Annotated in this window: 21 protein-coding genes; 10 read left to right on the top strand and 11 right to left on the bottom strand. The window is 65.8% G+C overall.

Annotated elements, in window-relative coordinates; translation table 11 throughout:
- Positions 1-149 precede the first annotated feature (149 nt).
- From tatC to N4264_RS02850, 5 genes are all read right to left on the bottom strand, one after another.
- Positions 150-911, bottom strand: a complete 762-nt coding sequence (gene tatC / locus N4264_RS02870; RefSeq protein ID WP_261695567.1) for a twin-arginine translocase subunit TatC — start codon at positions 909-911, stop codon at positions 150-152.
- Positions 898-1,194 carry a Sec-independent protein translocase protein TatB gene (gene tatB, locus N4264_RS02865; RefSeq protein ID WP_343231986.1) on the bottom strand — a complete coding sequence of 99 codons (297 nt, stop codon included), beginning with the start codon at positions 1,192-1,194 and terminating at the stop codon, positions 898-900. Before tatB ends, tatC begins: the two co-directional genes overlap by 14 nt.
- A gap of 9 nt (positions 1,195-1,203) precedes the next feature.
- A complete protein-coding gene (gene tatA, locus N4264_RS02860) occupies positions 1,204-1,422 on the bottom strand; it encodes a Sec-independent protein translocase subunit TatA (RefSeq protein WP_261695566.1) in 219 nt (72 codons plus the stop codon).
- Positions 1,423-1,513: 91 nt separating this feature from the next.
- Entirely contained in the window at positions 1,514-2,203 is a 690-nt protein-coding gene (locus tag N4264_RS02855) for a lipid-binding SYLF domain-containing protein (RefSeq protein ID WP_261695565.1), read from the bottom strand.
- 153 nt (positions 2,204-2,356) lie between these two features.
- The gene (locus tag N4264_RS02850) at positions 2,357-3,280 is read right to left on the bottom strand and encodes an NHL repeat-containing protein (RefSeq protein ID WP_261695564.1); all 924 of its coding nucleotides are present in this window, start codon (positions 3,278-3,280) and stop codon (positions 2,357-2,359) included.
- Positions 3,281-3,470: 190 nt separating this feature from the next.
- Between N4264_RS02850 and hemH the strand changes: the two genes are divergently transcribed.
- Positions 3,471-4,553 carry a ferrochelatase gene (gene hemH, locus N4264_RS02845; RefSeq protein WP_261695563.1) on the top strand — a complete coding sequence of 361 codons (1,083 nt, stop codon included), beginning with the start codon at positions 3,471-3,473 and terminating at the stop codon, positions 4,551-4,553.
- Entirely contained in the window at positions 4,540-5,391 is an 852-nt protein-coding gene (locus N4264_RS02840) for an alpha/beta fold hydrolase (protein WP_261695562.1), read from the top strand. The genes hemH and N4264_RS02840 overlap by 14 nt, the downstream gene beginning before the upstream one ends.
- Here N4264_RS02840 and N4264_RS02835 read toward each other — a convergent pair.
- The 4 genes from N4264_RS02835 to N4264_RS02820 form a co-directional block, all read right to left on the bottom strand.
- A complete protein-coding gene (locus N4264_RS02835; protein WP_261695561.1) occupies positions 5,388-6,149 on the bottom strand; it encodes a M48 family metallopeptidase in 762 nt (253 codons plus the stop codon). The genes N4264_RS02840 and N4264_RS02835 overlap by 4 nt on opposite strands.
- A gap of 157 nt (positions 6,150-6,306) precedes the next feature.
- Entirely contained in the window at positions 6,307-7,221 is a 915-nt protein-coding gene (locus tag N4264_RS02830) for a recombination-associated protein RdgC (RefSeq protein WP_261695560.1), read from the bottom strand.
- Between the two features lie 103 nt (positions 7,222-7,324).
- The gene (ttcA, locus tag N4264_RS02825; protein ID WP_261695559.1) at positions 7,325-8,185 is read right to left on the bottom strand and encodes a tRNA 2-thiocytidine(32) synthetase TtcA; all 861 of its coding nucleotides are present in this window, start codon (positions 8,183-8,185) and stop codon (positions 7,325-7,327) included.
- 89 nt (positions 8,186-8,274) lie between these two features.
- On the bottom strand, positions 8,275-9,321 hold the full coding sequence (locus N4264_RS02820) for a PepSY-associated TM helix domain-containing protein (RefSeq protein WP_261695558.1): 1,047 nt from the start codon (positions 9,319-9,321) through the stop codon (positions 8,275-8,277).
- Positions 9,322-9,530: 209 nt separating this feature from the next.
- On the opposite strand from N4264_RS02820, the gene N4264_RS02815 reads away from it, so the two are divergent.
- Positions 9,531-9,737, top strand: a complete 207-nt coding sequence (locus N4264_RS02815; protein WP_261695557.1) for a YdcH family protein — start codon at positions 9,531-9,533, stop codon at positions 9,735-9,737.
- Here the strand turns inward: N4264_RS02815 and N4264_RS02810 are convergent.
- Positions 9,734-10,252 (bottom strand): hypothetical protein, encoded by a 519-nt coding sequence (locus tag N4264_RS02810; protein ID WP_261695556.1) that lies wholly within the window; start codon positions 10,250-10,252, stop codon positions 9,734-9,736. The genes N4264_RS02815 and N4264_RS02810 overlap by 4 nt on opposite strands.
- 314 nt (positions 10,253-10,566) lie before the next feature.
- Here N4264_RS02810 and N4264_RS25650 point away from each other — a divergent pair, with 314 nt between their 5' ends.
- The 7 genes from N4264_RS25650 to N4264_RS25645 all read left to right on the top strand — a co-directional run bounded on the left by N4264_RS25650 (position 10,567) and on the right by N4264_RS25645 (position 19,815).
- The gene (locus N4264_RS25650; RefSeq protein ID WP_282563030.1) at positions 10,567-12,681 is read left to right on the top strand and encodes a methyl-accepting chemotaxis protein; all 2,115 of its coding nucleotides are present in this window, start codon (positions 10,567-10,569) and stop codon (positions 12,679-12,681) included.
- A gap of 34 nt (positions 12,682-12,715) precedes the next feature.
- Complete coding sequence (locus N4264_RS02800; RefSeq protein ID WP_261695555.1) at positions 12,716-13,174, top strand: chemotaxis protein CheW; 459 nt, start codon at positions 12,716-12,718, stop codon at positions 13,172-13,174.
- Entirely contained in the window at positions 13,171-14,430 is a 1,260-nt protein-coding gene (locus tag N4264_RS02795; RefSeq protein WP_261695554.1) for a CheR family methyltransferase, read from the top strand. The genes N4264_RS02800 and N4264_RS02795 overlap by 4 nt, the downstream gene beginning before the upstream one ends.
- Positions 14,427-15,116: a chemotaxis protein CheW gene (locus tag N4264_RS02790; RefSeq protein ID WP_261695553.1), complete on the top strand. Its 690-nt coding sequence runs from the start codon at positions 14,427-14,429 to the stop codon at positions 15,114-15,116. Before N4264_RS02795 ends, N4264_RS02790 begins: the two co-directional genes overlap by 4 nt.
- A gap of 11 nt (positions 15,117-15,127) precedes the next feature.
- Entirely contained in the window at positions 15,128-17,374 is a 2,247-nt protein-coding gene (locus N4264_RS02785; protein WP_261695552.1) for a hybrid sensor histidine kinase/response regulator, read from the top strand.
- Positions 17,371-18,399, top strand: coding sequence for a chemotaxis response regulator protein-glutamate methylesterase (cheB, locus tag N4264_RS02780; RefSeq protein WP_261695551.1), 1,029 nt, complete (start codon positions 17,371-17,373; stop codon positions 18,397-18,399). Before N4264_RS02785 ends, cheB begins: the two co-directional genes overlap by 4 nt.
- A 111-nt stretch (positions 18,400-18,510) precedes the next feature.
- Positions 18,511-19,815 (top strand): ATP-binding protein, encoded by a 1,305-nt coding sequence (locus N4264_RS25645; protein WP_282563029.1) that lies wholly within the window; start codon positions 18,511-18,513, stop codon positions 19,813-19,815.
- Positions 19,816-20,185: 370 nt separating this feature from the next.
- On the opposite strand, the gene plsB is transcribed toward N4264_RS25645, so the two are convergent.
- Positions 20,186-22,708 carry a glycerol-3-phosphate 1-O-acyltransferase PlsB gene (plsB, locus tag N4264_RS02765; RefSeq protein ID WP_261695550.1) on the bottom strand — a complete coding sequence of 841 codons (2,523 nt, stop codon included), beginning with the start codon at positions 22,706-22,708 and terminating at the stop codon, positions 20,186-20,188.
- Positions 22,709-22,740 lie beyond the last annotated feature (32 nt).

The following is a 22,740-nucleotide window of genomic DNA, read 5'->3' as shown; positions in this document are numbered from 1 at the left end:
AAGTGGTACTACGTGTATTGCGGGATTAGTATACGTCGCACACGCAGAAAAAGGCGGCAAATGCAGTGTCGTACTTGTTACGAATTGTAAACGCGTGAGCCGATTGCCCCTCGAAAGAGGCATCATCGTCGGTTCCCGAGAGTGTCAATTTAAGTGACGGGGCCGTCGGCCGGAGAGTCACTCTTGGCGAGCATGCGCGCTGCGATGATGCCGACCTCGTACAAGATGCACATCGGCACAGCCAGCATCAGCTGCGATACCACATCCGGTGGCGTCAGGATGGCTGCCACGACGAACGCGCCCACGATCACGTATCCGCGGCTTTCCGTCAACTGCGCCGGTGTCACCCAGCCCAACGCGACGAGGATCACCACCGCCACCGGCACTTCGAAACAGAAGCCGAAGGCGAGGAAGATCACGAGCACGAAATCCAGGTACTTGCCGATGTCCGTCATCATCGCCACGCCTTCGGGCGTGACCTTCGCCATGAAGGAGAACACCGCGGGCAGCACCAGGAAATAGGCGAATGCACAGCCCACGTAGAACAGTGCGACGCTCGATAGCAGCAACGGCATCGCCAGGCGTTTCTCGTGGCGGTACAGGCCCGGCGCGACAAACGCCCAGATCTGGTAGAGCAGCACCGGCATTGCGATGACCAGCGCTGTACAGAAAGCCAGTTTTAGCGGAGTGAAAAAAGGCGAGGCGACTTCGATCGCCACCAGCTTGCTGCCTTCCGGCAATGCGTGCAGCAGCGGCTTCGCCAGCCAGTTGTAGAGCCGGTTGGCAAAGGGCATCAGCGCCAGCAACACCAGCCCGACCGCCACCACCCCTTTCAGCAGGCGCTGGCGCAGCTCGATGAGGTGGGAGAAAAAGGAGGCTTCGGCGCCCTGGTCCTGCTCAGTTTCGCTCATCGAGCTTCCTGCCGACTTCTTCGGTGGTCTGCTTGAAGGTATCGGCCGCTGCCTGGATCTCTTCGCGCGGATCGGCGGCCGCGGCGGTCTCGCGCATGCTGCGCTTGATCTCCTCGGCGGCCAGCTCGCGCTCGATCTCGCTGCGCACGTTGGCCCAGCTGTTGCGCGCGCGGCGCAGCAGCACGCCGACCGTGCGTGCCGCGCCCGGCAAGCGGTGCGGCCCCAGCACGATCAGCGCGACAACGGCAATCAGGAGAAACTCGGAGAAACCGATATCGAACATCGGCGTGACTTACTCGGCGTTTTCGCGCTTGGTCTCGCTCTGCGCCTTTTCGCCGACCGGCGGATCCGCCTTCAATTGCGGATTGGCTTCATCGCCCGACAGACCTTTCTTGAAGTCGCGCAGGGCAGAGCCCAGGTCGCCACCCATGTTGCGTAACCGTTTGGTGCCGAAAATCAGCACCACGATCAGCAACACAATAATCCAGTGCCCAATGCTGAAACTACCCATAGCGGAACTCCCGACGTCGCCGCACTCGGCCGTGCGCGGCAAAGCTCGATAGTTTACGCCAGAAATGCGTCAGCCGATTTACGCATATGCGCTATTCGCTCACCTTGGCAGTGTACTCCTCCAGCCGGTCGCGGAAGTCGACCACGTCCGCGGGCACATTGCCGACACCGCCCTCGAAGATCCGGCGCGGAGTTACACCCTCACCATAAACGGACTGGTTGTCGTCGTGGTTGATCGACAGCACCGATCCATCGAGCGCCACGCCGGCAAACAGGCCACGTGAGCGGGAATAGGAGTAGATCTCGGCCTTCAACTGCGCATCCGTGGAGGCTTCCGCGGTGCGGCCAACGGGACCGGCGGCCACGGCGGCATCGGCTCCCAGGGTGAATTTTCCGTGGACGATGGAATCCACGCCCCGCTGACTGCGGAATACCAGGACCACGTCGGTGGACTGGACGCCCGCCTGGAACCCGATGCTGCCGCCGCTCATCTTGATGAAGCTGGGGTTAGACCAGGTGCCGTCGGCGCCGCGCACCGAAATCAGGCCTTCGCCGTGGCGCCCGCCGATGACCAGGCCGGCCTTGATCACATCGGGGATGACGGCGATGGCATGCGCATCACGGATCAGGTTGGCAGGGACGCGCCGGTCCGGTGCCTGCATGATCTCGTCGAGCACCCGTGTCGCCTCGCGCGCCCGCTTGTGCTCGGCTTCGCCGGCCGGACTGGCAAAGCTGGCGACCAGGCCGGCCAAGCCCAGTACAATTGCACTTAGTTTATTCATGGACTTGTCCCTCGTTCCGGCGCCGGCTGGCGCGCGTCCGGGGCCGAGCGTCGCTGCAGCGACGCCGGAAGGCAACCCGGCACGGCAGAACGGTTCAGATGCTTTTCATGGAGAATCGGCCGCGGAACAGGCGCCGCAGCGCCGTGGCAGCCGTCAAACTGCCCGGTCGGGAGCGTTGCGCCGACGCAGGCGCCGCCAGCCCAGCAGCGCCAGGAATCCGGCCATCAGGGAATAGCCCACCGGCGAACCCGCGGGAATTTCCGTCGTGGTCGGCTCACCCGCCGGGCACACGCCGGGCCCGTTGATGGCAAAGCCCCGGATGCCGATGTTGCGCAGATCTTCGGGCCCGGTGATGGGTCCGAGGATGGTCATCGCGCCGGTGGAGAGGTCGATCCGGGCAAGGTCGCTCCAGTTCACCGACGGGTTGTAGGTAATGACGGCCCACAACTGGCCGCCGGCATCGAATGCCGGCAACAGATAGCTGGCACGGCCAACGAGTTCGGGATAACGGCGGATGACCGTGGCGACCCCGGTGACCGGGTCGATCTTGTAGAGCCCGTCATCGCCCAGCGAGCCCATGCCGTAGAGCTCGCGCCCCTTGGCGGCAAGGCCGGTGATCTTCGCGCCGAGCGGGCCGATGACCGACGCACCACCGGTATTCGGGTCCACGCGCCACAACTTCTGGGCGTAGGCCGACGACAGGAAATGCGTGCCCTCGCAGTTGATCGTGAAACCCAGGTCCAGCGAATCGTAGTTGCCCGGATCGCCCTGGCCTTCCAGGCCGAAGCCGCCGACCCGGACCACGGACAGCGCCGAGGTTTCCAGGCGGAGCAGCGATTTCAAGTTGTCCGATGCGGCGTAGGGCTGGCCCGTAGCGGAATAGGCCATGCCCTTGATCACGACGGGCTGGCCGAAGAGGGTGCCGTTCTCGCCGACAAGCATTGCCGTGCGGGTGGCGAGGTCGACGCGGTAGGTCTGGTCGTATGCTGCAGCCAACGCAAACGGCTCCGCGGTGGCCAGGGGGCTAGCCAGCAGAGCGAACAGTGCCGCAGCGGCAGGGAATGCGCGCAGGCTCATTGTTCACCGTCTTTTGTTATCGTTTCTGGTAATCGTCGGCCGCATCGGGCGTAGACGCGGCTCGGCCAGTCTAGCAGTTTCCCGATATCCCACAAGGTTCTAGCGCGGATCCGGCGAATCCGCTTGCGGTTCCGGGGTGGCCTGCGTGCCGCCGGGGGCGCCGCGGCACGCGCATCCACGAGGGAACCCGATGCCCCGTTTCACCTACAGCGGTCGGCCCGAGGCCGAACTCTCCCGCGCCGGCAAGGCCGCGGTTGTCCTGATCAACCTGGGAACTCCGGACGCGCCGACACCGGCCGCAGTTCGCCGCTATTTGGCGCAGTTCCTGTCCGATCCGCGCGTGATCGAAGCACCGCGCTGGCTGTGGCTGCCGGTCCTGTATGGCGCGATCCTGCCGCTGCGTTCCGGGCGCTCTGCCCGCGCCTACACCAGCATCTGGACCGAGCACGGCTCGCCGCTCCTGGCGGGCAGCCAGCGCCTGGCGGCCGCACTGGACCGGGAACTCAAGGCCTGCTGCACAGGCCCCGTCGAGGTGCACCTGGCCATGACCTATGGACAGCCGTCGCTGCCCGCCACGCTGGCGCAGCTGGACCGCGATGGTGTCCGTCGCATCCTGGCCCTGCCGCTGTACCCTCAGTATTCGGCGACCTCGACCGGCGCCGCCCTGGACGCCCTGGCCCACGCACTGGGCTCGCTGCGGTGGCCGCCGGAACTGCGCACGATCACTGATTATCACGACAATCCGGATCACATCGAGGCACTTGCCCGCACGATCGAAACCCATTGGGCCAGCCACGGCCGGGCGGACCGTCTGGTGCTCTCGTTTCACGGCATTCCCCTGCGCTATGCCAAGGCCGGCGACCCCTACCGGCTGCACTGCCAGGCCACCGCACGCCGGTTGGCCGAACGCCTCGGGCTGCCCGACGGCGACTATGTGATGACCTACCAGTCGCGCGTCGGGCGCGAGGAATGGCTCAAGCCGTACACGGACGTGACCCTGGCCGAACTCGCCGCCGCCGGCGTCCGCGCCGTACAGGTAGTGTGTCCGGGATTTGCGGTGGACTGCCTGGAGACTCTCGAGGAAATCGCGGTCGAGAACCGCCAGCACTTCCTCCACGCCGGCGGCCAGCGCTACGAGTACATCCCGGCGCTCAATGACCAGCCCGTGCAGGTGGAATCCCTGCTCAAACTGGTGCTTCAGCACACCCGGGGCTGGCCGGAATTCGCCGCGCGCACCGCGGTCGACGCGGAGGCCCTCCATGGCGCCGCGTGAACTCGAACTGGAACTGCCGCACGTCAAGCTCGCCGCGCTGGCCTGGGGCGAACGTGACCGCCCACCACTTCTGGCCGTCCACGGCTGGCTCGACAACGCCGCCTCGTTCGCCACGCTGGCGCCGCTCCTGGCAGAGCGTTTCCACGTCGTGGCGATCGACCTCCCCGGCCATGGCCGGTCCGGTCATCGCCCGCCCGGCAGCTGGTACCACTATGTCGACTACCTGGGGGACATCCACGGCGCGGCCGCCGCCCTGGGCTGGAAGCACTTCACCCTGCTCGGGCACTCCCTGGGTGGCGCCACCGCCAGCATCTACGCCGCCGTGCATCCCGAGCAGATCGAGCGGTTGCTGCTGGTGGAATCCCTCGGGCCGCTGACCGTGGCCCCGGAAAACACGCTCGAACAGCTGCGCCGCGGGCTGTCGCAGCGCGAGACCTATCATGCGAAAAGCCTGCGCATCTTCGACACCGTCGAAAGCGCGGTGAAAGTCCGCGAGCAGGTGAACGGACTGAGCCGGATGGCGGCCCAGGCCCTGGTGGAACGGGGGCTGATCGGTGTCGATGGCGGCTGGTGCTGGTCGTCGGATCCGCGCCTGACCCTGGCTTCGCCTGTGCGCTACACGGAAGACCAGGTCCGTGCGCTCCTGGCCGGCATCCGTGCACCTACACTGATGCTGCTGGCCGAACCGGCAACGTCTTACCTGCCGACCGACATGATGATGGCCCGCGCGGCCTGCGTTGCCGGCATCACGATCCGGCACCTGCCAGGCAACCATCACCTGCACCTGGAGGATCCACGTCCAGTGGCGGCCGCGATGGGCGAATTTTGCCGACGTTAACGGCCAATCAGGCGTGACAGCTCCGCCTTGAGTGCGTGGCCCTTCTCGCGCAGCCAGGTTCGCTGCTCTTTCCACTCGGGGTAGTACTGGGACACCAGCGCCCAGTAGCGCGGCGAATGGTTGCGGATCTTCAGGTGGCACAGCTCGTGGATCACCACATATTTGAGTGCCGCCGGCGGCGCCAGGGCCAGCGCGAGGTCGAGCGTCATCCGGTCGCGCGTGTCGAGGCTCCCCCAGAGGCTCTTGAGCGGCCGGACCCGCACACCCACGGGCGCGGCGCCCAGCTCCCCCGTGTAGCGGGCCATCAGTCGCGAGATATCCCGGCGGATCTGCGTCTCGAGGAACGATCGCAGCAGCGCGCGCGCCATCGACAATGCGCGTGGCGCGGTGGACGAGGGCACGGTAAGGATCAGCTTGTCGTCTTCGTGGGCGATGGCCGGAAAGGCGCCGTCGCGCCACATCAGCCGGATCGTTTCGCCGCGCAAGGGAATCAGGGTCGGCGCCCCGGGCTTGACCGGCGGCGGCCCGGCACTGTCGAGCTGGAGTTCATCGAGCTTGCGCTCGAGCCAGTTCACGTGTTTGCGGAGAAAGGCGAAGACCTGCGCCGGATGCGTCCCCTCCGGGTACGACAGGCGCGCACCGCTGGAGGTCACCGTCAGACGCAGCCGACGCGCCCGCGGATGGACCCGCTTGAGCACTTTGATGGTCTCGCCCTTGGGCGTGGCCAGTTCGAGGTAGCGATTATCGTCCGGAGCCATCAGCGTTCCTGCCGAAGCAACTGCCGGATCGCTGGAAGGGATCGGCAGCCGTTCGAGTTCATCGGCATTCCGTTGCTTTGAGAGAAAACCGCGTGCCGTCCCTCGCTGTCGCCCCACGACTGTACCGCATTCGACTGTCGCGAATGCGGCAAGAAAGTCACCGATCCTGCGGCCTGGGCAGGCCGAACCATTCGTCGAGCTTGCCCAGCAGGCGCTCGACTTCCAGGGTCATCAGGGCCATGCGCGAATCGAGCTCGGCCGCGGCCGAATCGGCCTCGGTATCGCCCAGTTCGTCGAGCACCTGATCCAGGAAACGGAACTTGCGCACGACCATGTCCTCGCCCAGCACGAAGCTGATGCGGTCATCGAAGGTGAGCCCGAGCTGGAATACCTGCTTGCCGTTCTTCAGGTGCTCGCGCACTTCGTCGGTTTCCAGGTCCTGCCGCCGGCAGCGCACCACTGCGCCGGACTCGGCCGGGTCGCGCAGCTCACATTCATCGCCCAGCGCCAAGCCCGCCGGCAGCTTGCCGTGCGTCACCCAATCGGTCATCAGAGTGCGGGTCGACTCCTCCGGCGCCATCGGCGTGGCGGGGAAGGTGCCGATCGCTTCGCGGATCTCCGAAACGGTCTCCTCGGCCGACTTGCGGCTGGACGTGTCGACCACGAGCCAGCCGTTCTTGCGATCGAGATAGGCGTACATGCGGAAGGGTCGCACGAAGGCGCGCGGAAGCAGGTCCGTCAGCACCTCGTCCTTCATGCGCTTGCGTTCCTTGGCACCGACACGACGGCCCTGCTCTTCGGTGATCTTCTGCAGTCGCGCGGCCAGCTCCTCGTTGACCACGGAACCGGGAAGCAACTTGTCCTCGCCGCCCACGGTGATCATCGTGTACGCACCAACCGTGTGCACCAGCGTTTCGGCGTTACGGCCGTGCGGCGAGACGAAGCCCCGCGTGGATTGCTCCAGCGGGCCACAGGGACGCAGACGCTTTTCTTCCAGGTGCGTTTCCAGCTCGGCCAGCGACTCGGCGACGGCTTCGGAGAAACGGAACAGGCTCAGATTGCGGAAAAACATGAAGGATCACCCCGTGGGCGGAGCGCGTCCGCCGATCGGCAACAATGGAAAAAACGAGTCTCAGGACATGAGACGGAACGCGCGGAATGCCGGCGCGAAGGATTCAGTCGGCGGCGTCGGCTCCGTCGCCAAGCAGCCACTCGGCCTTGCTGCGCCGCTGGCCGCTGTGACTGCCCAGGGCGGCAAAATCAAACAATTTCGGATCGGCCAGCTGCGACGGGGATACATCGCCGATCGCACGGAAGATGTTCTCCACGCGCCCCGGGAACCTGCGCTCCCAGTCGCCGAGCATCGCCTTGATGGCCTTGCGCTGCAGGTTCTCCTGCGAACCGCACAGGTTGCAGGGCATGATCGGGAAACCCTTCTGCTGCGCGTAGTCGGCGATATCGTCCTCACGGCAATAGGCCAGCGGCCGGATCACCACATTGCGGCCGTCATCCGACCGGAGCTTGGGCGGCATGGCCTTGAGCTTGGCCTGGTGAAACAGGTTCAGGAACAACGTCTCGACGATATCGTCGCGGTGATGCCCCAGCGCGATCTTTGTATACCCTTGCTCAAACGCGTGATCGTACAGATTGCCGCGTCGCAACCGCGAGCACAGGCTGCACATCGTGCGCCCCTCGGGCACCACGCGCTTGACCACGCTGTAGGTGTCCTGCTCGAGAATGGTGAAGGGCACGCCGATGCGCCCCAGGTAGTCCGGCAGCGTAGTCGGGTCGTAACCGGGCTGCTTCTGGTCCAGGTGCACGGCATGCAGCGTGAACGCCACCGGCGCCTTGGCCTTGAGCTGCAGCAACAGGTCAAGCAGCGTGTAGGAATCCTTGCCGCCGGACAGGCACACCATCACGCGGTCGCCGTCCTCGATCATGTTGAAGTCGGCAATGGCCTGGCCCACCTGGCGACGCAATCGCTTGGCCAGTTTGTTGGCGTTGATTTCGTGCTTGCGGGCGAGAGCGGAAGACATGACCCAGGTTCGGCGCGGCGGGCGCGCATTGTACCAGCGCCCCCGCCGCGCAGCGGGACGCCTGCGGCAGTTCCACCATCGTTGGCGGCTTATCCGCGCGCCCGGCGGCGACGCCAGAACAGAAACCCGGTGACCAGCAGGAAGCACGGCGCAAACGCCACCGCCGTGAGTACCAACCGCATGGGCAAGCCCCCCGCGTTACCGGTATGCAGGGGATACATCGCCCCGGCCGCGCGCGCGCCGGCCCCCTGGCGGGTGGCGTCCTGCACGGTGAGCACCTGGGCTGAATACGGGTCCAGCGCCACCGAGCTGCGGCCGGCCGGATGCCATTCCCCGGGTTGGCGGCCACGCACCGTCACGACGGCGTTGTCGCCGCGACCAAACGTGATGCGGCGCAGCTCCGCCTCGGGCAAGGCCGCCTGGGCTGCCGCGAGCAGGGCGTTCCAGTCGATGGCCCGTTGCGGATCCACCGCAATCGGTGCCGGCGGCCTGGGCTCCGGCGCATCGCCCATCAGACTGCGCAGGGTCGAACGGGTAAACCCGCTGTAGACCATCAAAGTGCCGGTCACGGCCAGCAGCAGCAACAGCGGCACCACGCCCGCACCCAGGCTGCGGTGCCAGGTCAGCCAGCGCCGCACCGGCGGCTGCGAGTACCAGCGGAAACTGCCGAGGATCGCTCCCCGGCCCGGCCACCAGAGATAGATCCCGGTCACCAGCAGGAACAGCAGGGCGATACCGATCACGCCAAGCACCGCCTCGCCGGCGTCGCCGGCCAGCAGATGCATGTGCAGGTCGCGCAGCCAGAGGATGAGGTCGGTGTCGCGGCTACGGGTGGCCAGCACCGTGCCTTCGTCATCCAGGTACAGGCGCTTGCCCTTGGCGAAAACCTGCCACACAGGCATATCCGCCCGCGGCAGCTCGATGCCGCTGACATCGGGAATGTCGCGCCGGACGCGGTCGATCAGTGTGGCCGCCGCCTCGCGGTGAGCCGGGCGTTCGTAGGCGGCGACCGAGCGCTGCGCCAGTTCAGGCTGCCACAGGAGGACGGCGCCGGTCAGGCCCAGCATCGCGAACACCAGGCCGGCGGACAATCCGACCCACAGATGCAACCACTTGAGCACCTTGCGCCCGTTCATGCGTATTCCCCCGAGAATGCGGCCCGCCGGCGATCTACCCGGCGCCATCCCTGCGGAATCGGCCGGATCGACAGGCGGAACCGGCGATGTTAGTAAGAACGATTCTCAGTCACAAGTTCGCCTGCCGTCCGGCATCGCGCGGTGGAGCGGTACTGCCACGCGCGGCTACACTTGTCGCGTCGCCCGTACCGGGTACCCCCTGCGCCGCCATGCACAACCCGGATCCCGCCGACATCACGCGCCAGCTGGTTGAACTGCGCATCGAGCATCGCGACCTGGACGCGGCGATCGCACGACTTTCGCTCGATTCGGCCAGTGACGAGCTACAGCTCAAGCGCCTGAAGAAGCGCAAGCTGCGCCTCAAGGACATGATCGCCTACCTTGAGAATCAGCTGATTCCCGACCAGCCCGCCTAGGGCGTCCGGTATCCGTCGAACTGGCGCAGCGTTTTCCGCAGCGATTCGCCGCCGGGGCCCGTAACGTCTTCCAGCAACCAGCAGGATGAAACCGGATCGCGTTCCAGGTCCAGGCGCGTGGCGACCTGCCGCGCTGACGCGGCCGTGATACCGAAGCGGTAGTGCAGCCACACCGTGGCGTGCCTGGCCCCGTGCGCGCCGGCCACGTAACGGATCGGACCGTGGATGTCGCCATCCTGGGCGTTGACCCAGGGGTCTGCACCCAGCGCGCACACCTCGCCCGGTGCCTGGCACTGCCAGTCACGCACCAGCAGCGATCGCAGCGCGGGCGCCAGCGGCGCGCTGCCGCCGGCATCGGCGCGGTAGAAGCCATAGTGCTGCTCGTACAGCATTCGCGCCGCCGCATCCGGCGAACCGGGGCAGCTCGCGGCCGCCTGCCCGCCGCAAGACGCGGCACCCGCACCCCATAACACCATGGCGCGCAACCGCTTCGGTACATTGGCACTTTCGCGCATAGCCGCCACCTTTATCCGGAAGGGCCCATTGTGGCCGGGACGGCCCGGTCGCGCCGCCCACCGGCTCGCAGGAAAACAACCGCGACAACAACCCTGCTACACGATTGAAGACCCACACGCGCCTCACGCCTCTTTCACAACCGCTGCCGTCGACCAAACCGGCGCACGGCGGAGCGCTGGAAACCCTTGCGACCGGCCGTGCATTTGGCCGATGCTTGGCTCGCCTGACGGCCCCTTACGACTGCACGGAACAGAACGCGACGATTGCCGACAACCCACCGGCATGAGTGCCGGGCGCTTTGCAGAGGCGGCAAATGAAGAATTTGACGGTCTGGCAGAAATTGCTTTTGATCGGGTTTGTCTTCCTGATCCCCTTCGCCCTGGTGACTTACCGGATGCTGGCGTCCGTCGACAAGCTCGGCATCGAGTTTGCGCGCCAGGAGGTCCGCGGCCTTGATTACTACCAGGTCCTGTTTCCACTCCTGAACGACCTGCAGCAGCACCTGGGTCTGGCGCTGGTGGCCACCAGCGGTGACGCCGGCAGCAGGGACCGCCTGTTCGCCAAGGCCACCGAGATCAATGCGACGCTCCAGCGCATGGAGAAGGTCGACCACGCGCTCGATGCGAACCTGCACCTGACCGGCAAATGGCAGCGTATCGCCGCCTCCGTCCGCGAGCTGGTGCAGCAGACGCCGTCGCTGGGCAGTGCCGAGCTGCTCGAGGCACACGGCAAGCTCTTCGGTGACATCGTTGCCCAGATCACCGCCGCGGGCGATGCCTCCAACCTGACGCTCGACCCGGACCTGGACAGCTATTACCTGATGAACATCCTGATCTTCCAGGGTCCGGAGCTCTCCAACGTCATCGCCAATGCATCCGAGATCATCGCCACCGCCGGCGATAAGCCGCTGTCGGCCGACCAGGTCGACCGCCTGGGCCGGCTGGCCACGCTGATGGAATACCTGCAGGGCAACCTGGACCTCTCGCTCGCCAAGGCGTTTGAAGCCAACGCCACGCTCAAGCCGCAGCTGGAGGGTGTCGGAGCAATACTCAAACGTGCCGCGACCGAAGAGATCGTCGCCACTGCCGCAGTGGCGCGTGGCCTCAAGGATGGGCGCAGTGCCGCGGACCGCTACGCGGTAGTGCAGTCGAGCCTGCGGGCCCTGCGCGAGCTGACCCATCAGGCGCAGCAGTCCCTGCGCAACCTCATCGATATCCGCATTGCAAAGTTCCAGAGCGAGATTTACGCAACCCTGGCCTGGGCCATACTCGCATTCCTCGTCGCGACGCTGGTTGCCGCCTACATGATGCGCGACATCGTGCAGGCACTGCGGCAGGTCGTCGGCACGGCGACCAAGATCGCCACGGGCGACCTTACCGCCCTGGCCGACGTCGACCGGCGCAAGGATGAAATCGGCGAGCTGACCAAGGCCTTTGACCTCATGGTCACCTCGCTGCGCGAGAAGGTCTTGCTGGTGGAAGACATCGCCGACGGCAACCTCACCGGCACCGTGACCACGCAGTCGACGCACGACGACATGGGCAATGCGCTGGAGAACATGGTCAGCGGCCTGAAGACGCTGGTCGGCGAAGTGCACCGCTCCGGAATCCATGTGAACTCGGCAGTCAACCAGATCGCCGCCGCGTCGAAGGAACAGCAGGCCACTGCCGCCGAAATCGCGGCGACGACGACCGAGGTCAGCGTCACCTCCAAGGAAATTTCCGCCACGTCGCGCGAACTGGTGAAGACGATGACCGAAGTCGCAGGCGTCGCCGACCAGACAGCAAGCCTTGCCGGCGGCGGCCAGGTGGCGCTCAGTCACATGGAAGAAACCATGCGTCGCGTGATGGATGCGGCCGGCTCGATCAACGCCAAGCTCGCCGTTCTCAACGAGAAGGCAGGCAACATCAACCAGGTCGTCACCACCATCACCAAGGTGGCAGACCAGACCAACCTGCTGTCGCTCAATGCCGCGATCGAAGCGGAAAAGGCCGGCGAATACGGCCGCGGCTTTTCCGTCGTCGCCACCGAGATCCGCCGCCTGGCCGACCAGACGGCCGTCGCGACCTTCGATATCGAACAGATGGTCAAGGAAATCCAGTCCGCGGTCGCCGCGGGCGTGATGGGCATGGACATGTTCTCCGAGGAAGTCCGCCGGGGCATCAGCGACGTGCAACAGGTCAGCACGCAGCTGTCGCAGATCATCAACGACGTGCAGGCTCTGGCGCCGCGGTTCGAATCGGTGAACGAAGGCATGCAGGCGCAGGCGAACGGCGCCGAGCAGATCACCCAGGCCCTGACCCAGTTGAGCGAGGCGGCGCAGCAGACCGTCGAGACACTGCGCACCTCCAGCCAGGCGGTCGACGATCTCAACCAGGCGGCAAGCAGCCTGCGCGGCGGCGTCGCCCGGTTCAAACTGGAGAAATGACACTCACGTCGCTCGGCGCAGAGGCGCGACCGGTATGCTGTTCCTGCTCTTCCAGCTCGGCAATGACCGCTACGCACTCGATGCCACGCAGATCGTGGAAGTGCTGCCGCTGGTCCAGCTCAAGCAGGTACCGCAGGCGCCCGCGGGCCTTGCGGGCCTGCTCAACTATCGCGGCGCCGCGGTGCCGGTGGTCGACCTGAGCCAGCTCGCCCTGGGTCGCGCATCTGCCCCGCGCCTGAGCACGCGGCTGATCATGGCGCGCCGTGGCGGTGCCGACGGATCGCTCCTTGCCCTGGTCGCCGAACAGGCCACCGAGACCTTGCGCTGCGATGCCGCCGAGTTCGTCAGCAGCGGATTTGCCGATCCCGACACGGCGTACCTGGGTCCGGTACGCGTCACCCAGGGCCGCATCGTGCAGCGCGTGGAGATCGACAAGCTCCTCACGCCGGCCATGCTGGCATGCCTGGATTCAACGGCGGCGCCCGCCTCATGAGCCGCGCAGACATCGAGAACCGGCTCAAGCTCGCCATGGGCCTGGACGCGGCCTCGATCGGATCGTCCTCGATCGATCGTGCGGTCCGGAACCGCATGCGCGACCTGGGCGCCGCGGACCTGGACCAGTACTGGAACATCCTCTGCCGCTCGGCCGTCGAGTTGCAGGAGCTGATCGAAGCGGTGGTCGTCCCCGAAACCTGGTTCTTCCGCGACCGTGAAGCATTCAACGCCATGGTCAGCCTGTTGCAGCAGGATCTTGCCCACCTCTCCGGTGCATCGCTGCGCCTGCTCAGCCTTCCGTGCTCCACCGGCGAAGAACCGTATTCGATGGCCATGGCCCTGCTCGACAACGGGTTCGCGGCCGACCGCTTCAAGATCGACGCCGTGGACATCAGCGAACGCGCGCTGGCATTGGCGCGCCGCGGCATCTACGGGCAGAACTCCTTCCGCGGTGCGGAGCTGGAGTTTCGCGATCGCCACTTTGACGCCGTACCGGGCGGGTATCGCGTGCGCGACGACGTGCGCGCGCAGGTCACCCTGCGCCAGGGCAATCTCTTCGCCGACGACTTCCTGCCCGGCTCCGGAATGTACACCGTCGTATTCTGCCGCAATGTACTTATATACTTTGACCGGGCCACGCAGGATCGCGCCATGTCCGTGCTGGATCGGCTGATGGCCGAGAAGGGATTGCTCTTCGTCGCACCGTCGGAAACCGGGCTCGTGATGAGCCACGGATACGTTTCGATCAAGTTTCCGCTCGCCTTCGGATTCCGCCGCGGCCTGGCGACGCCGCCCAAGGTCGCCGCTCCCCGCGAGAAGCCCGCGCCGCGCGTTGCGACGCCACGCACGGCGCCGCCGCCGAAGCGGCCCGCGGCGCCAGTCGCCGTGGGTGCACCGGCACCGCGCAAGCCCGAACCCGTCGCGGCGCCGCCGGAAGGCGACATCGAGCAGGCCGAACGCCTGGCAGACCAGGGACATTTGGTCGAGGCCGCCAAGCTGTGCAACGAGGTCCTGCGCAAACAGGGGCCGAGCGCGCGGGCCTTCCAGCTGCTGGGCCTGGTGCGCGAAGCCACCGGCAACTTGCCCGAGGCGATCCAGTACTATCGGAAGGCGCTCTACCTGGACCCCTCCCACCAGGAGGTGCTCGTGCACCTGGCCTATCTGCTGGAGAAACAGGGTGACGCCAAGGGTGCGCGCCTGCTGCGCGAACGCGCCCAGCGCGCCACCGGCGCCGTATCGCGGGGTCGCGCATGATCACCGCGCGCGGCGCCATCGATGACTGCTGGAATCGCATCGGCGTGCGCGGCGACATGTCGTGTCCCGAGCTCGTCGCCCACATCCACTGCCGGAACTGTCCGCGCTATGCGTCAGCGGCTGCCATGCTGCTGGATATCGCGATGCCTTCCGACTACAGCCAGCACTGGACCGAGCACGTGGCCAGGCCCAAGGTGCTGGATGAACTGCAGACCTTGTCCGTCGTGTTGTTCCGGGTGGGGCGCGAGTGGCTGGCATTGTCCACGCACGTGTTCCGGGAGATCGCCAGCGTTCGCGCGGTGCATTCGATTCCGCACCGGCGCAACGGCATCGTACTGGGCCTGGTCAATATCCGCGGCGGATTGCAGGTCTGCATTTCACTGCAGCAGCTGCTGCACATCGAGGCCGCGCCGCAGGGAAAACGCGAACGTCACGCTGCCCAGCAGGAACGGCTGCTGGTGGTGCAGCACGACGCCGGGACGGCGGTGTTCCCGGTAGACGAGGTGCACGGCATCCAGCGCTTCCATACGCAGGAGCTCAACGACGTGCCGGCGACGGTCGCGCGCGCGACAGCCACCTACACCAAGGGCGTGCTCGACTGGAATCAGAAGACCGTCGGCGTGCTCGACGAACAGCTGCTCTTCTACACCATCGACAGGAGCCTGGCATCAGCGACCATGACCTAAGCCAGTTTTCGATGCTCGATCTGTTCCGCATCGAGGCGGAGAACCAGACGCAGGTCCTGACCACCGGCCTGCTGGCGCTGGAACGCGATCCGACCTCGGCCGAACAGCTCGAGGCATGCATGCGCGCGTCCCATTCGCTCAAGGGCGCCGCGCGCATCGTCGGATTGACGGTCGGGGTTGGCGTTGCCCACGTCATGGAAGACTGCTTCGTCGCCGCGCAACGCGGCGAACTCACGCTGCGCCAGCGGCAGATCGACGTCCTGCTGCGCGGGGTGGATCTCCTCACCCGTATTGCCGGCACGCCCGAGGCGGAAGTCGGCCAATGGGAGAAGGAAAAGCGCGCCGAGATCGAAGACTTCCAGGCAGCACTCACGGTCGCCATCGAAGCCGGCGACGAACCCGAGACAGCCCGGACCGTGACGGCACCCGCGGTGGCCGTCGCCGCAGGCGCCGCCACCGCGCCGGCACCGGCGGCGCCCGCCGAGCGCGCCCCGCTGCCGCTGGAGTCCGGTGACCGCGTCCTTCGCGTCACGGCGGAGAATCTCAACCGCCTGCTGGGGCTCGCGGGCGAATCACTGGTCGAATCGCGCTGGCTCAAGCCGTTCGCGGCCTCCCTGTTGCGCCTCAAGCGCCTGCACTACGGCACGGCGCAGCGCATCGACGAAATCCGCGATGCCCTCATGCCCCAGACCATGTCCGACCGCATCCAGAGCGCGCTCAGCGACCTGCAGCATCGCACGCTGGAGATCCAGCAGCTGATGTCGCAGCGCCTGGTGGAACTGGAGCTGTTCGACTCGCGCTCGGCGAACCTGGCGCACCGCCTGTACGTGGAAGCCCTCGCCAGTCGCATGCGCCCCTTCGCCGACGGCACGCACGGTTTTCCGCGCATGGTGCGGGACGTCGGCCGCACGCTGGGCAAGCCGGTGCGGCTGGAAATTGTCGGCCTGGGCACGCAGGTCGACCGCGACATGCTGGAGAAGCTCGACGCCCCGCTGGGCCACCTGCTGCGCAACGCCGTCGACCACGGCATCGAGTCCGCCGAGAAGCGCGCCGCCGCGGGCAAGCCGGCCGAGGGCCTGATCCAGCTGGAAGCCCACCACAGCGGTGGCACGCTGCAGATCGTGGTAGCCGATGACGGGGCCGGCGTCGATGTGGAACGGCTGCGCCAGCGTATCGTCGACCGCAAGCTCACGACAACGGAAGTAGCCGAGAAGCTCTCCGAAACGGAGTTGCTGGAATTCCTCTTCCTGCCGGGCTTCACCATGAAGGACACCGTCACCGACATATCCGGGCGGGGCGTGGGCCTGGATGTCGTGCAGGACATGATCCGCCAGGTGCGCGGCACTGTGCGGATCAGCTCCACGCCCGGCAAGGGTGCGCGATTCACCCTGCAGCTGCCGCTGACCCTCTCCGTCGTCCGCACGCTGCTGGCGGAGATCGGCGGCGAGCCCTATGCCTTCCCGCTGGCCTACATCAATCGCACGCTCAAGCTGGACAAGACCCGCATTGAACTGCTGGAGGGCCGGGAGCATTTCGCCTTCGAGAACCAGCACATCGGCCTGGTCAGTGCGCGCCAGGTACTGGAAGGGGGCGAACTGCGCGTGGTCGGCGACGAACTGCCCGTCATCGTCGTGGGCGATCACAACCACACGTTCGGGCTGGTGGTCGACCGCTTCCTGGGCGAACGCGAACTGGTCGTGCAGCCGCTGGATGCGCGCCTGGGCAAGGTCAAGGACATCACCGCCGGCGCCCTGATGGAAGACGGCTCGCCAACGCTGATCGTCGACATGGAAGACATGATCCGCTCGATCGACAAGCTCATCAGCGGCGGACGGCTGAGCAAGGTCGAACGTGACGGTGGCGGCGTGGCGGGCGTGAAGGTCAAGCGCGTGCTGGTGGTCGACGACTCGCTCACGGTTCGCGAGCTGGAACGCAAGCTGCTGGGCAACAGCGGTTACGAAGTCGAAGTGGCCGTGGACGGCGTGGACGGCTGGAACGCGGTGCGCACCGGGAGCTTCGACCTGGTCGTGACAGATGTCGACATGCCGCGCATGAACGGCATCGAGCTGGTGTCTCTGATCAAGAAGGATCCCGTACTGAAAGCATTGCCGGTCATGATCGTTTCCTACAAGGATCGGCCTGAGGATCGCCAGCGCGGCCTGGATGCCGGCGCCGACTACTATTTGACAAAGGGTAGTTTCCACGATGAAACACTGCTGCAGGCCGTGGTTGACCTGATCGGGGAGGCCGCGACATGAGAATCGGCATCGTCAACGACCTGCCCCTGGCGATCGAAGCCCTGCGCAGTGCCTTGTCCCTGCGGCCGCACCACAAGATCGCGTGGATCGCGCGGGATGGGCTGGAAGCGGTCGAGTTCTGTACGCGGGACACCCCCGACCTGGTGCTGATGGACCTGATCATGCCAGGCATGGACGGCGTCGAGGCCACGCGGCGCATCGTCCAGCAGCTACCCTGCGCCGTATTGATCGTGACGGTGAGCGTCGGTGCGAATGCCTGGCGGGTGTTCGAGGCCATGGGCCACGGCGCCATCGATGCCGTCGACACACCGGTGATGAACGGCAAGGACTCCGTATCCGCCACGGCGCCACTGCTGGCCAAGATCGACGCAATCGAGAAACTCATCGCCAGCGGTGCCGCAAAACCCGCCACACCTGCCCGCCGTGGCACGCAGCGACCGGCGGACCGGCTGGTCGCCATCGGCGCCTCCGCCGGCGGACCGACCGCACTGTCGACCTTGCTCTCCGGATTGCCGCGCGACTTTTCCGCTGCCGTCATCATCGTGCAGCATGTCGACGAGCGCTTTGCCGCCAGCATGGCCGAATGGCTGAGCGAAAAGTCGGCTCTGCCGGTGCGTGCCGCACTCGAAGGCGATGTGCCGTCGGCGGGCCACGTGCTGCTGGCCGCATCGGCGGATCATCTCGTGCTCAAGTCCGACGGCAGCCTGGGCTACACCGCCGATCCCGTCGACCACGCCTACCGGCCATCGGTCGACGTGTTTTTCCACAGCATGGTTCGTCACTGGAACAGCGAAGGGCTGGGGGTGCTCCTCACCGGCATGGGCAACGATGGCGCCGCGGGTTTGAAGGCACTGCGCAGCAAAGGCTTCCATACCATCGCCCAGGATCGTGCAACCAGTGCCGTGTACGGCATGCCCAAGGCCGCCGCCGCGATGGACGCGGCCGTGGAGATCCTGCCGCTGCCGTCCATTGCCGCCCGCATCGCAGAGGTGCTGGCCACGCGTAAATCACGGGCGTCGAACTAGCGGGAGGACGCACGACTTGCATCACTACTATCGGCGTAGCAGCGTCTGCACCGGACCGACGGACCGGAACGGCAAACGTCAGTACGTCCGGTATCCGCCAGGAGGAGCGCAATGACAGCTGACGAGACGGCCACCCCGGGCGAACGGCCGGTGGCGGAGTTTCCCATCACCGTGTTCCTGGTCGACGACCAGCCCATGATCGGCGAAGCCATTCGCCGGATGCTGCTGCCGGAGGCCGACATCCGTTACCACTACAGCGCCAACGCCACCGAGGCCGTCGCCACCGCCGAGAAAGTCGGCGCCACGGTCATCCTGCAGGACCTGGTCATGCCCGGCGCTGACGGCATGGCGCTGCTACGCGACTACCGCGCCAATGCAGGCACGCGTGACATCCCCGTCATCGTGTTGTCGAGCAAGGAAGAAGCCTCCGTCAAGAGCGAAGCGTTCGCCGGTGGCGCCCACGATTACCTGGTGAAGTTGCCGGACCGCATCGAGCTGGTGGCGCGCATCCGTCACCACTCGACGGCCTATGTCAGCCAGCTGCAGCGCGACGCCGCTTACCGCGAGCTCCAGGCCCTCAACCAGCGACTGGAAAGCACGCAGACCCAGTTGCTCCAGTCGGAGAAGATGGCCTCGGTCGGCCAACTCGCCGCCGGCATCGCGCACGAAATCAACAACCCCATGGCGTTCGTCAGCGCCAACCTGGGTGTCCTGCAGCGCTACCTGCAGTCCATCTTCGGCATCCTGCGCGCCTACGAACGGCTCAAGCAGGTGCTGGGCGCCGGCCACCCGGAGGTGGAGCGCATCAACGAACTGGAAGAAAAGGAGAGCCTGCCCTACATCCGCAAGGACCTCACCACGCTGATGCCCGAAACGCTCGACGGCGTGTCGCGCGTGGAGAAGATCGTCAAGGACCTCAAGGACTACTCGATGGTCAACGAGGCCGAGTGGCAGAAGATCGACATACATGCCGCGATCGAGAGCACGCTCAATGTCCTGTCCCACCGCCTCAACGAGAAGGCCGAAGTCATCCGCGAATACGGCACGCTCCCGGAAATCGAGTGCGTGGCCTTCCAGATCAAGCAGGTTCTGCTCAATATCCTCGTCAACGCGACCCAGGCGCTGGAAGGACGCGGCCGCATCACCATCCGCACGGGGCGTGAGGGCGACCAGATCTGGTTTTCCATCACCGACACCGGCTTCGGCATCGAACCCGAACACCTCAACCGCGTCTTCGAACCCTTCTTCACCACCCGCCCCGTCGGCCAGGGCACGGGGCTGGGTCTGTCGGTCTCCTACAACATCGTCAAGTCCCACGGGGGGACGATTGACGTGGAAAGCACCCCCCTGAACGGCGCGACATTCACCGTGCGCTTGCCAATACGGCCAGAACGGGGGGAGCCGGCGATTTCCTAGTCGGCTCGCTCAGCTTTGTTGCCGTCGCCGTTGCGTCCGCTCGCACGCCGCTCTTGCCGGGGCCCCATGCGGGTCGGCAATCCCGTGGAGGGCCAGCCGCCGCAGGCGGGCGCGCACAGGGATGTGCGCGAGGAACGGGATTGCGCAGTTCTCGGCCATGGATGGCCGAAAACCGACCAGCCCAGGGTGTACTTTCCTATTCTTGCTCTTCTTTATACAAGTAAAGAAAAGCAGGTCGACTGGTCGCAGGGCAGACAAAACGCTCTGGCTGTTCGACACCCCGACACGCCAAAGCGCGCCCGGCAATGGCGGGCTTGGCTTCGCTCAGCGCCAACCTACAGAAGGCCACGGCGCACCGCGGCCAGTCAGATCACGCCGCAGCCGACTCCGCAACGGCAGTCGCCCGCGGGTGCGGCGCCAGCTTCAAGATGCCGTGCCGGATTTCCCGGCTCAAGATGACCTTGGCGTCCCGGGCCACGTCCGTCAGGGCGTCGGCGAAATCCAGCTTGCCGGCGTCGTCTGTCCAGATGACGCGCCGCTCGCGCAACTGGGCGATGAAGCCCTTGAAGAGGGACTTGTCGAAGAATTCGGGGGCGTTGAGCTCGTGCAGCAGGGTCAGGCGCTGCGCCGTGAGCGTGCAGAGGTTTTCCAGTTCGCCGGCCGACAGCGCGCCGCGTCCATTCTTCACCAGCACGGCGATGGTGATGTAGTAGCGCTCGAAGGCCTGAAGCAGGCTGTGCGCCAGCGTGCGAAGCTGGAACGCGGCGTCACCCTGGCCGGGCCCCCGGTTCAGCACGCGGCCGTCCGCGTCCTCGCCGAGCACGCCGCGGCGGATGAAGAAGTCGATCGTGGCCTGGATGCGCTCGACAAACCCTTCTTCGTTCCACGGCAGGAACAGTTCCGCCTGGATGAACGGGTACACCATCCGCGCCAGCCGCACTACCGAGGCGCGCGCCATGCGACGGTTGTTGATCAGGCAGCAGGCGATCCAGGCCGACGCGGCAAACAGGTGCAGCACGTTGTTGCGGAAATACGAGAGCAGTACGCCCTGCTTGCCGTCGGACGAGAGCACGTCGCCCAGCGGATGCCGGATACGACGGATCCATTCCATCTGCTCGCCGTAGGCGATGACCTGCTTGGGTGTTTTCTCGGTCAGGGTGACACGGTCGCCATAGGGCAGCTCGGCGAGCAGCGATTGATACAATTCCAGTTGTGTCAGCAAGTCCGATTCGGCCATCGCATGCTTGGGCGTTGCCAGCAACGCCACGGCCAGGAGATTGATCGGGTTGACGTCCGCCGCGCGGTTGATGTTGATCTGGATGCGCTCGGACAGATGATCCACGGCACGCGCCAGCCACTCGGGCTTCTCCTGCTGTCCGCTCTGGCGCCAGTCTGGCGCTTCGCGGTCGAGCAGCTCTGTCAGGAACACCGGCTCGCCGAAATTCACCGAAACGCGCCCGTAGTGCTGGCGCAACACCTTCACGGAACGCAACAACCCCAGGAGGCTTTCCTTTTCCTTGGGCTGGCCCGACAGTTCGCCGATGTAGCTCTTGCCCTCCATCAGCTTTTCATAGCCGATGTACACCGGCTGGAACACCACCGGGCGGCGCGATTCGCGCAGGAAGGCGCGGATGGTCATGTTGAGCATGCCGGCCTTGGGCTGGAGCAACCGGCCGGTGCGCGAGCGACCGCCCTCGATGAAGTATTCCATCGACACGCCCTGCGCGAAGAGCTGCGCGACGTACTCGTTGAACACCGCCGAATAGAGCGCGTTCGCCTTGAAGCTGCGGCGCAGGAAGAACGCACCGCCACGACGCAGCAGTGGCCCGATCAGCGGCAGGTTCAGATTGACGCCGGCGGCAATGTGCGGCGGCACGATGCCGTTGGTGTAGAGCAGCCAGCTCAGGAGCAGGTAATCGATGTGACTGCGATGGCAGGGCACATACACCACTTCGTGGCCGGGCGCCACGGCGCGCAGCGTGTCGAAGTGGCGCATGGTGACGCCGTCGTACAGCTTGTTCCAGAAACTGGTCAGCAGGAACGAGAGCGAACGGACGACGGTATGCGAATAGTCCGCAGCAATTTCCAATGCGTAATCATGTGCACGTTTCCACACCTGCTGGCGCGTCAGGGCTTCCTTGGCGGCGGTGGCGGCCATCGCGTCACGCACCTGCTCGGCGTTGAGGACGGCATCGACCATGGTGCGGCGATGCGACAGGTCGGGCCCGATGATGGCCGTGCGGATGCGGCGGAAGTGGGCGCGCAGCACGCGCGCGATCTTGCGCACCGTGCGTTCGCTGCGCTGGTTCTGCTCTTCCGTGATGACTTGCCGCAGCGAAACCGGCTGGGAGAACTGCACGTGCGTATCGCGGCCATTGAGCAGCAGGGCCAGCAGGCGTCGGAAGCGACCGACGACCACCCAGTTTTCCGAGAACAGCACGCTGAACCAGCCCGACTGCCGTGTGGGCGCACGTCCGACGAAGATGGACACCGGCACGAGCTGTATATCCAGTTCCGGCTGTGCTTCCAGTGCCTGCACCAGTTCCGATAGCGTTTCCGTTGGCGGCCTTCTCCGCGCGCGATTCCAGAACAGGCTGTTGCGCAGGGAAGTGACGAAATAGCTGCGCTTGCGCCGCGTGCTCACCGCAGCGGGCGGCACCAGCGCGGAAGGCAGGCCCGCCTCGCGGCACGCCTGTTCGAGAATCAACGCATCGGAGAGCCCGTAGCGTTCCAGGACATAGATGACCGGCACGCCCGGCAGCAGCAAACGATTCGGATCGACCGGATCGCGCTTGATGCGGACCCAGGATTCAAGCAGACGTCCAAACAGGCGCAGTCGCCAGGGGACGCGCGCGGCTTCAGGGGTGTTACCGGTGTTCGTGATGGCTTCCATCCGAACATTGTAACCGGCGCAAAAGCAAACGC

Origin of the sequence: Tahibacter amnicola, assembly GCF_025398735.1 — a bacterium.
Classification (GTDB): Bacteria; Pseudomonadota; Gammaproteobacteria; order Xanthomonadales; family Rhodanobacteraceae; genus Tahibacter; species Tahibacter amnicola.
Note: the sequence above shows the minus strand (reverse complement) of the source record. Positions and strands in the feature narration are given on the sequence as shown.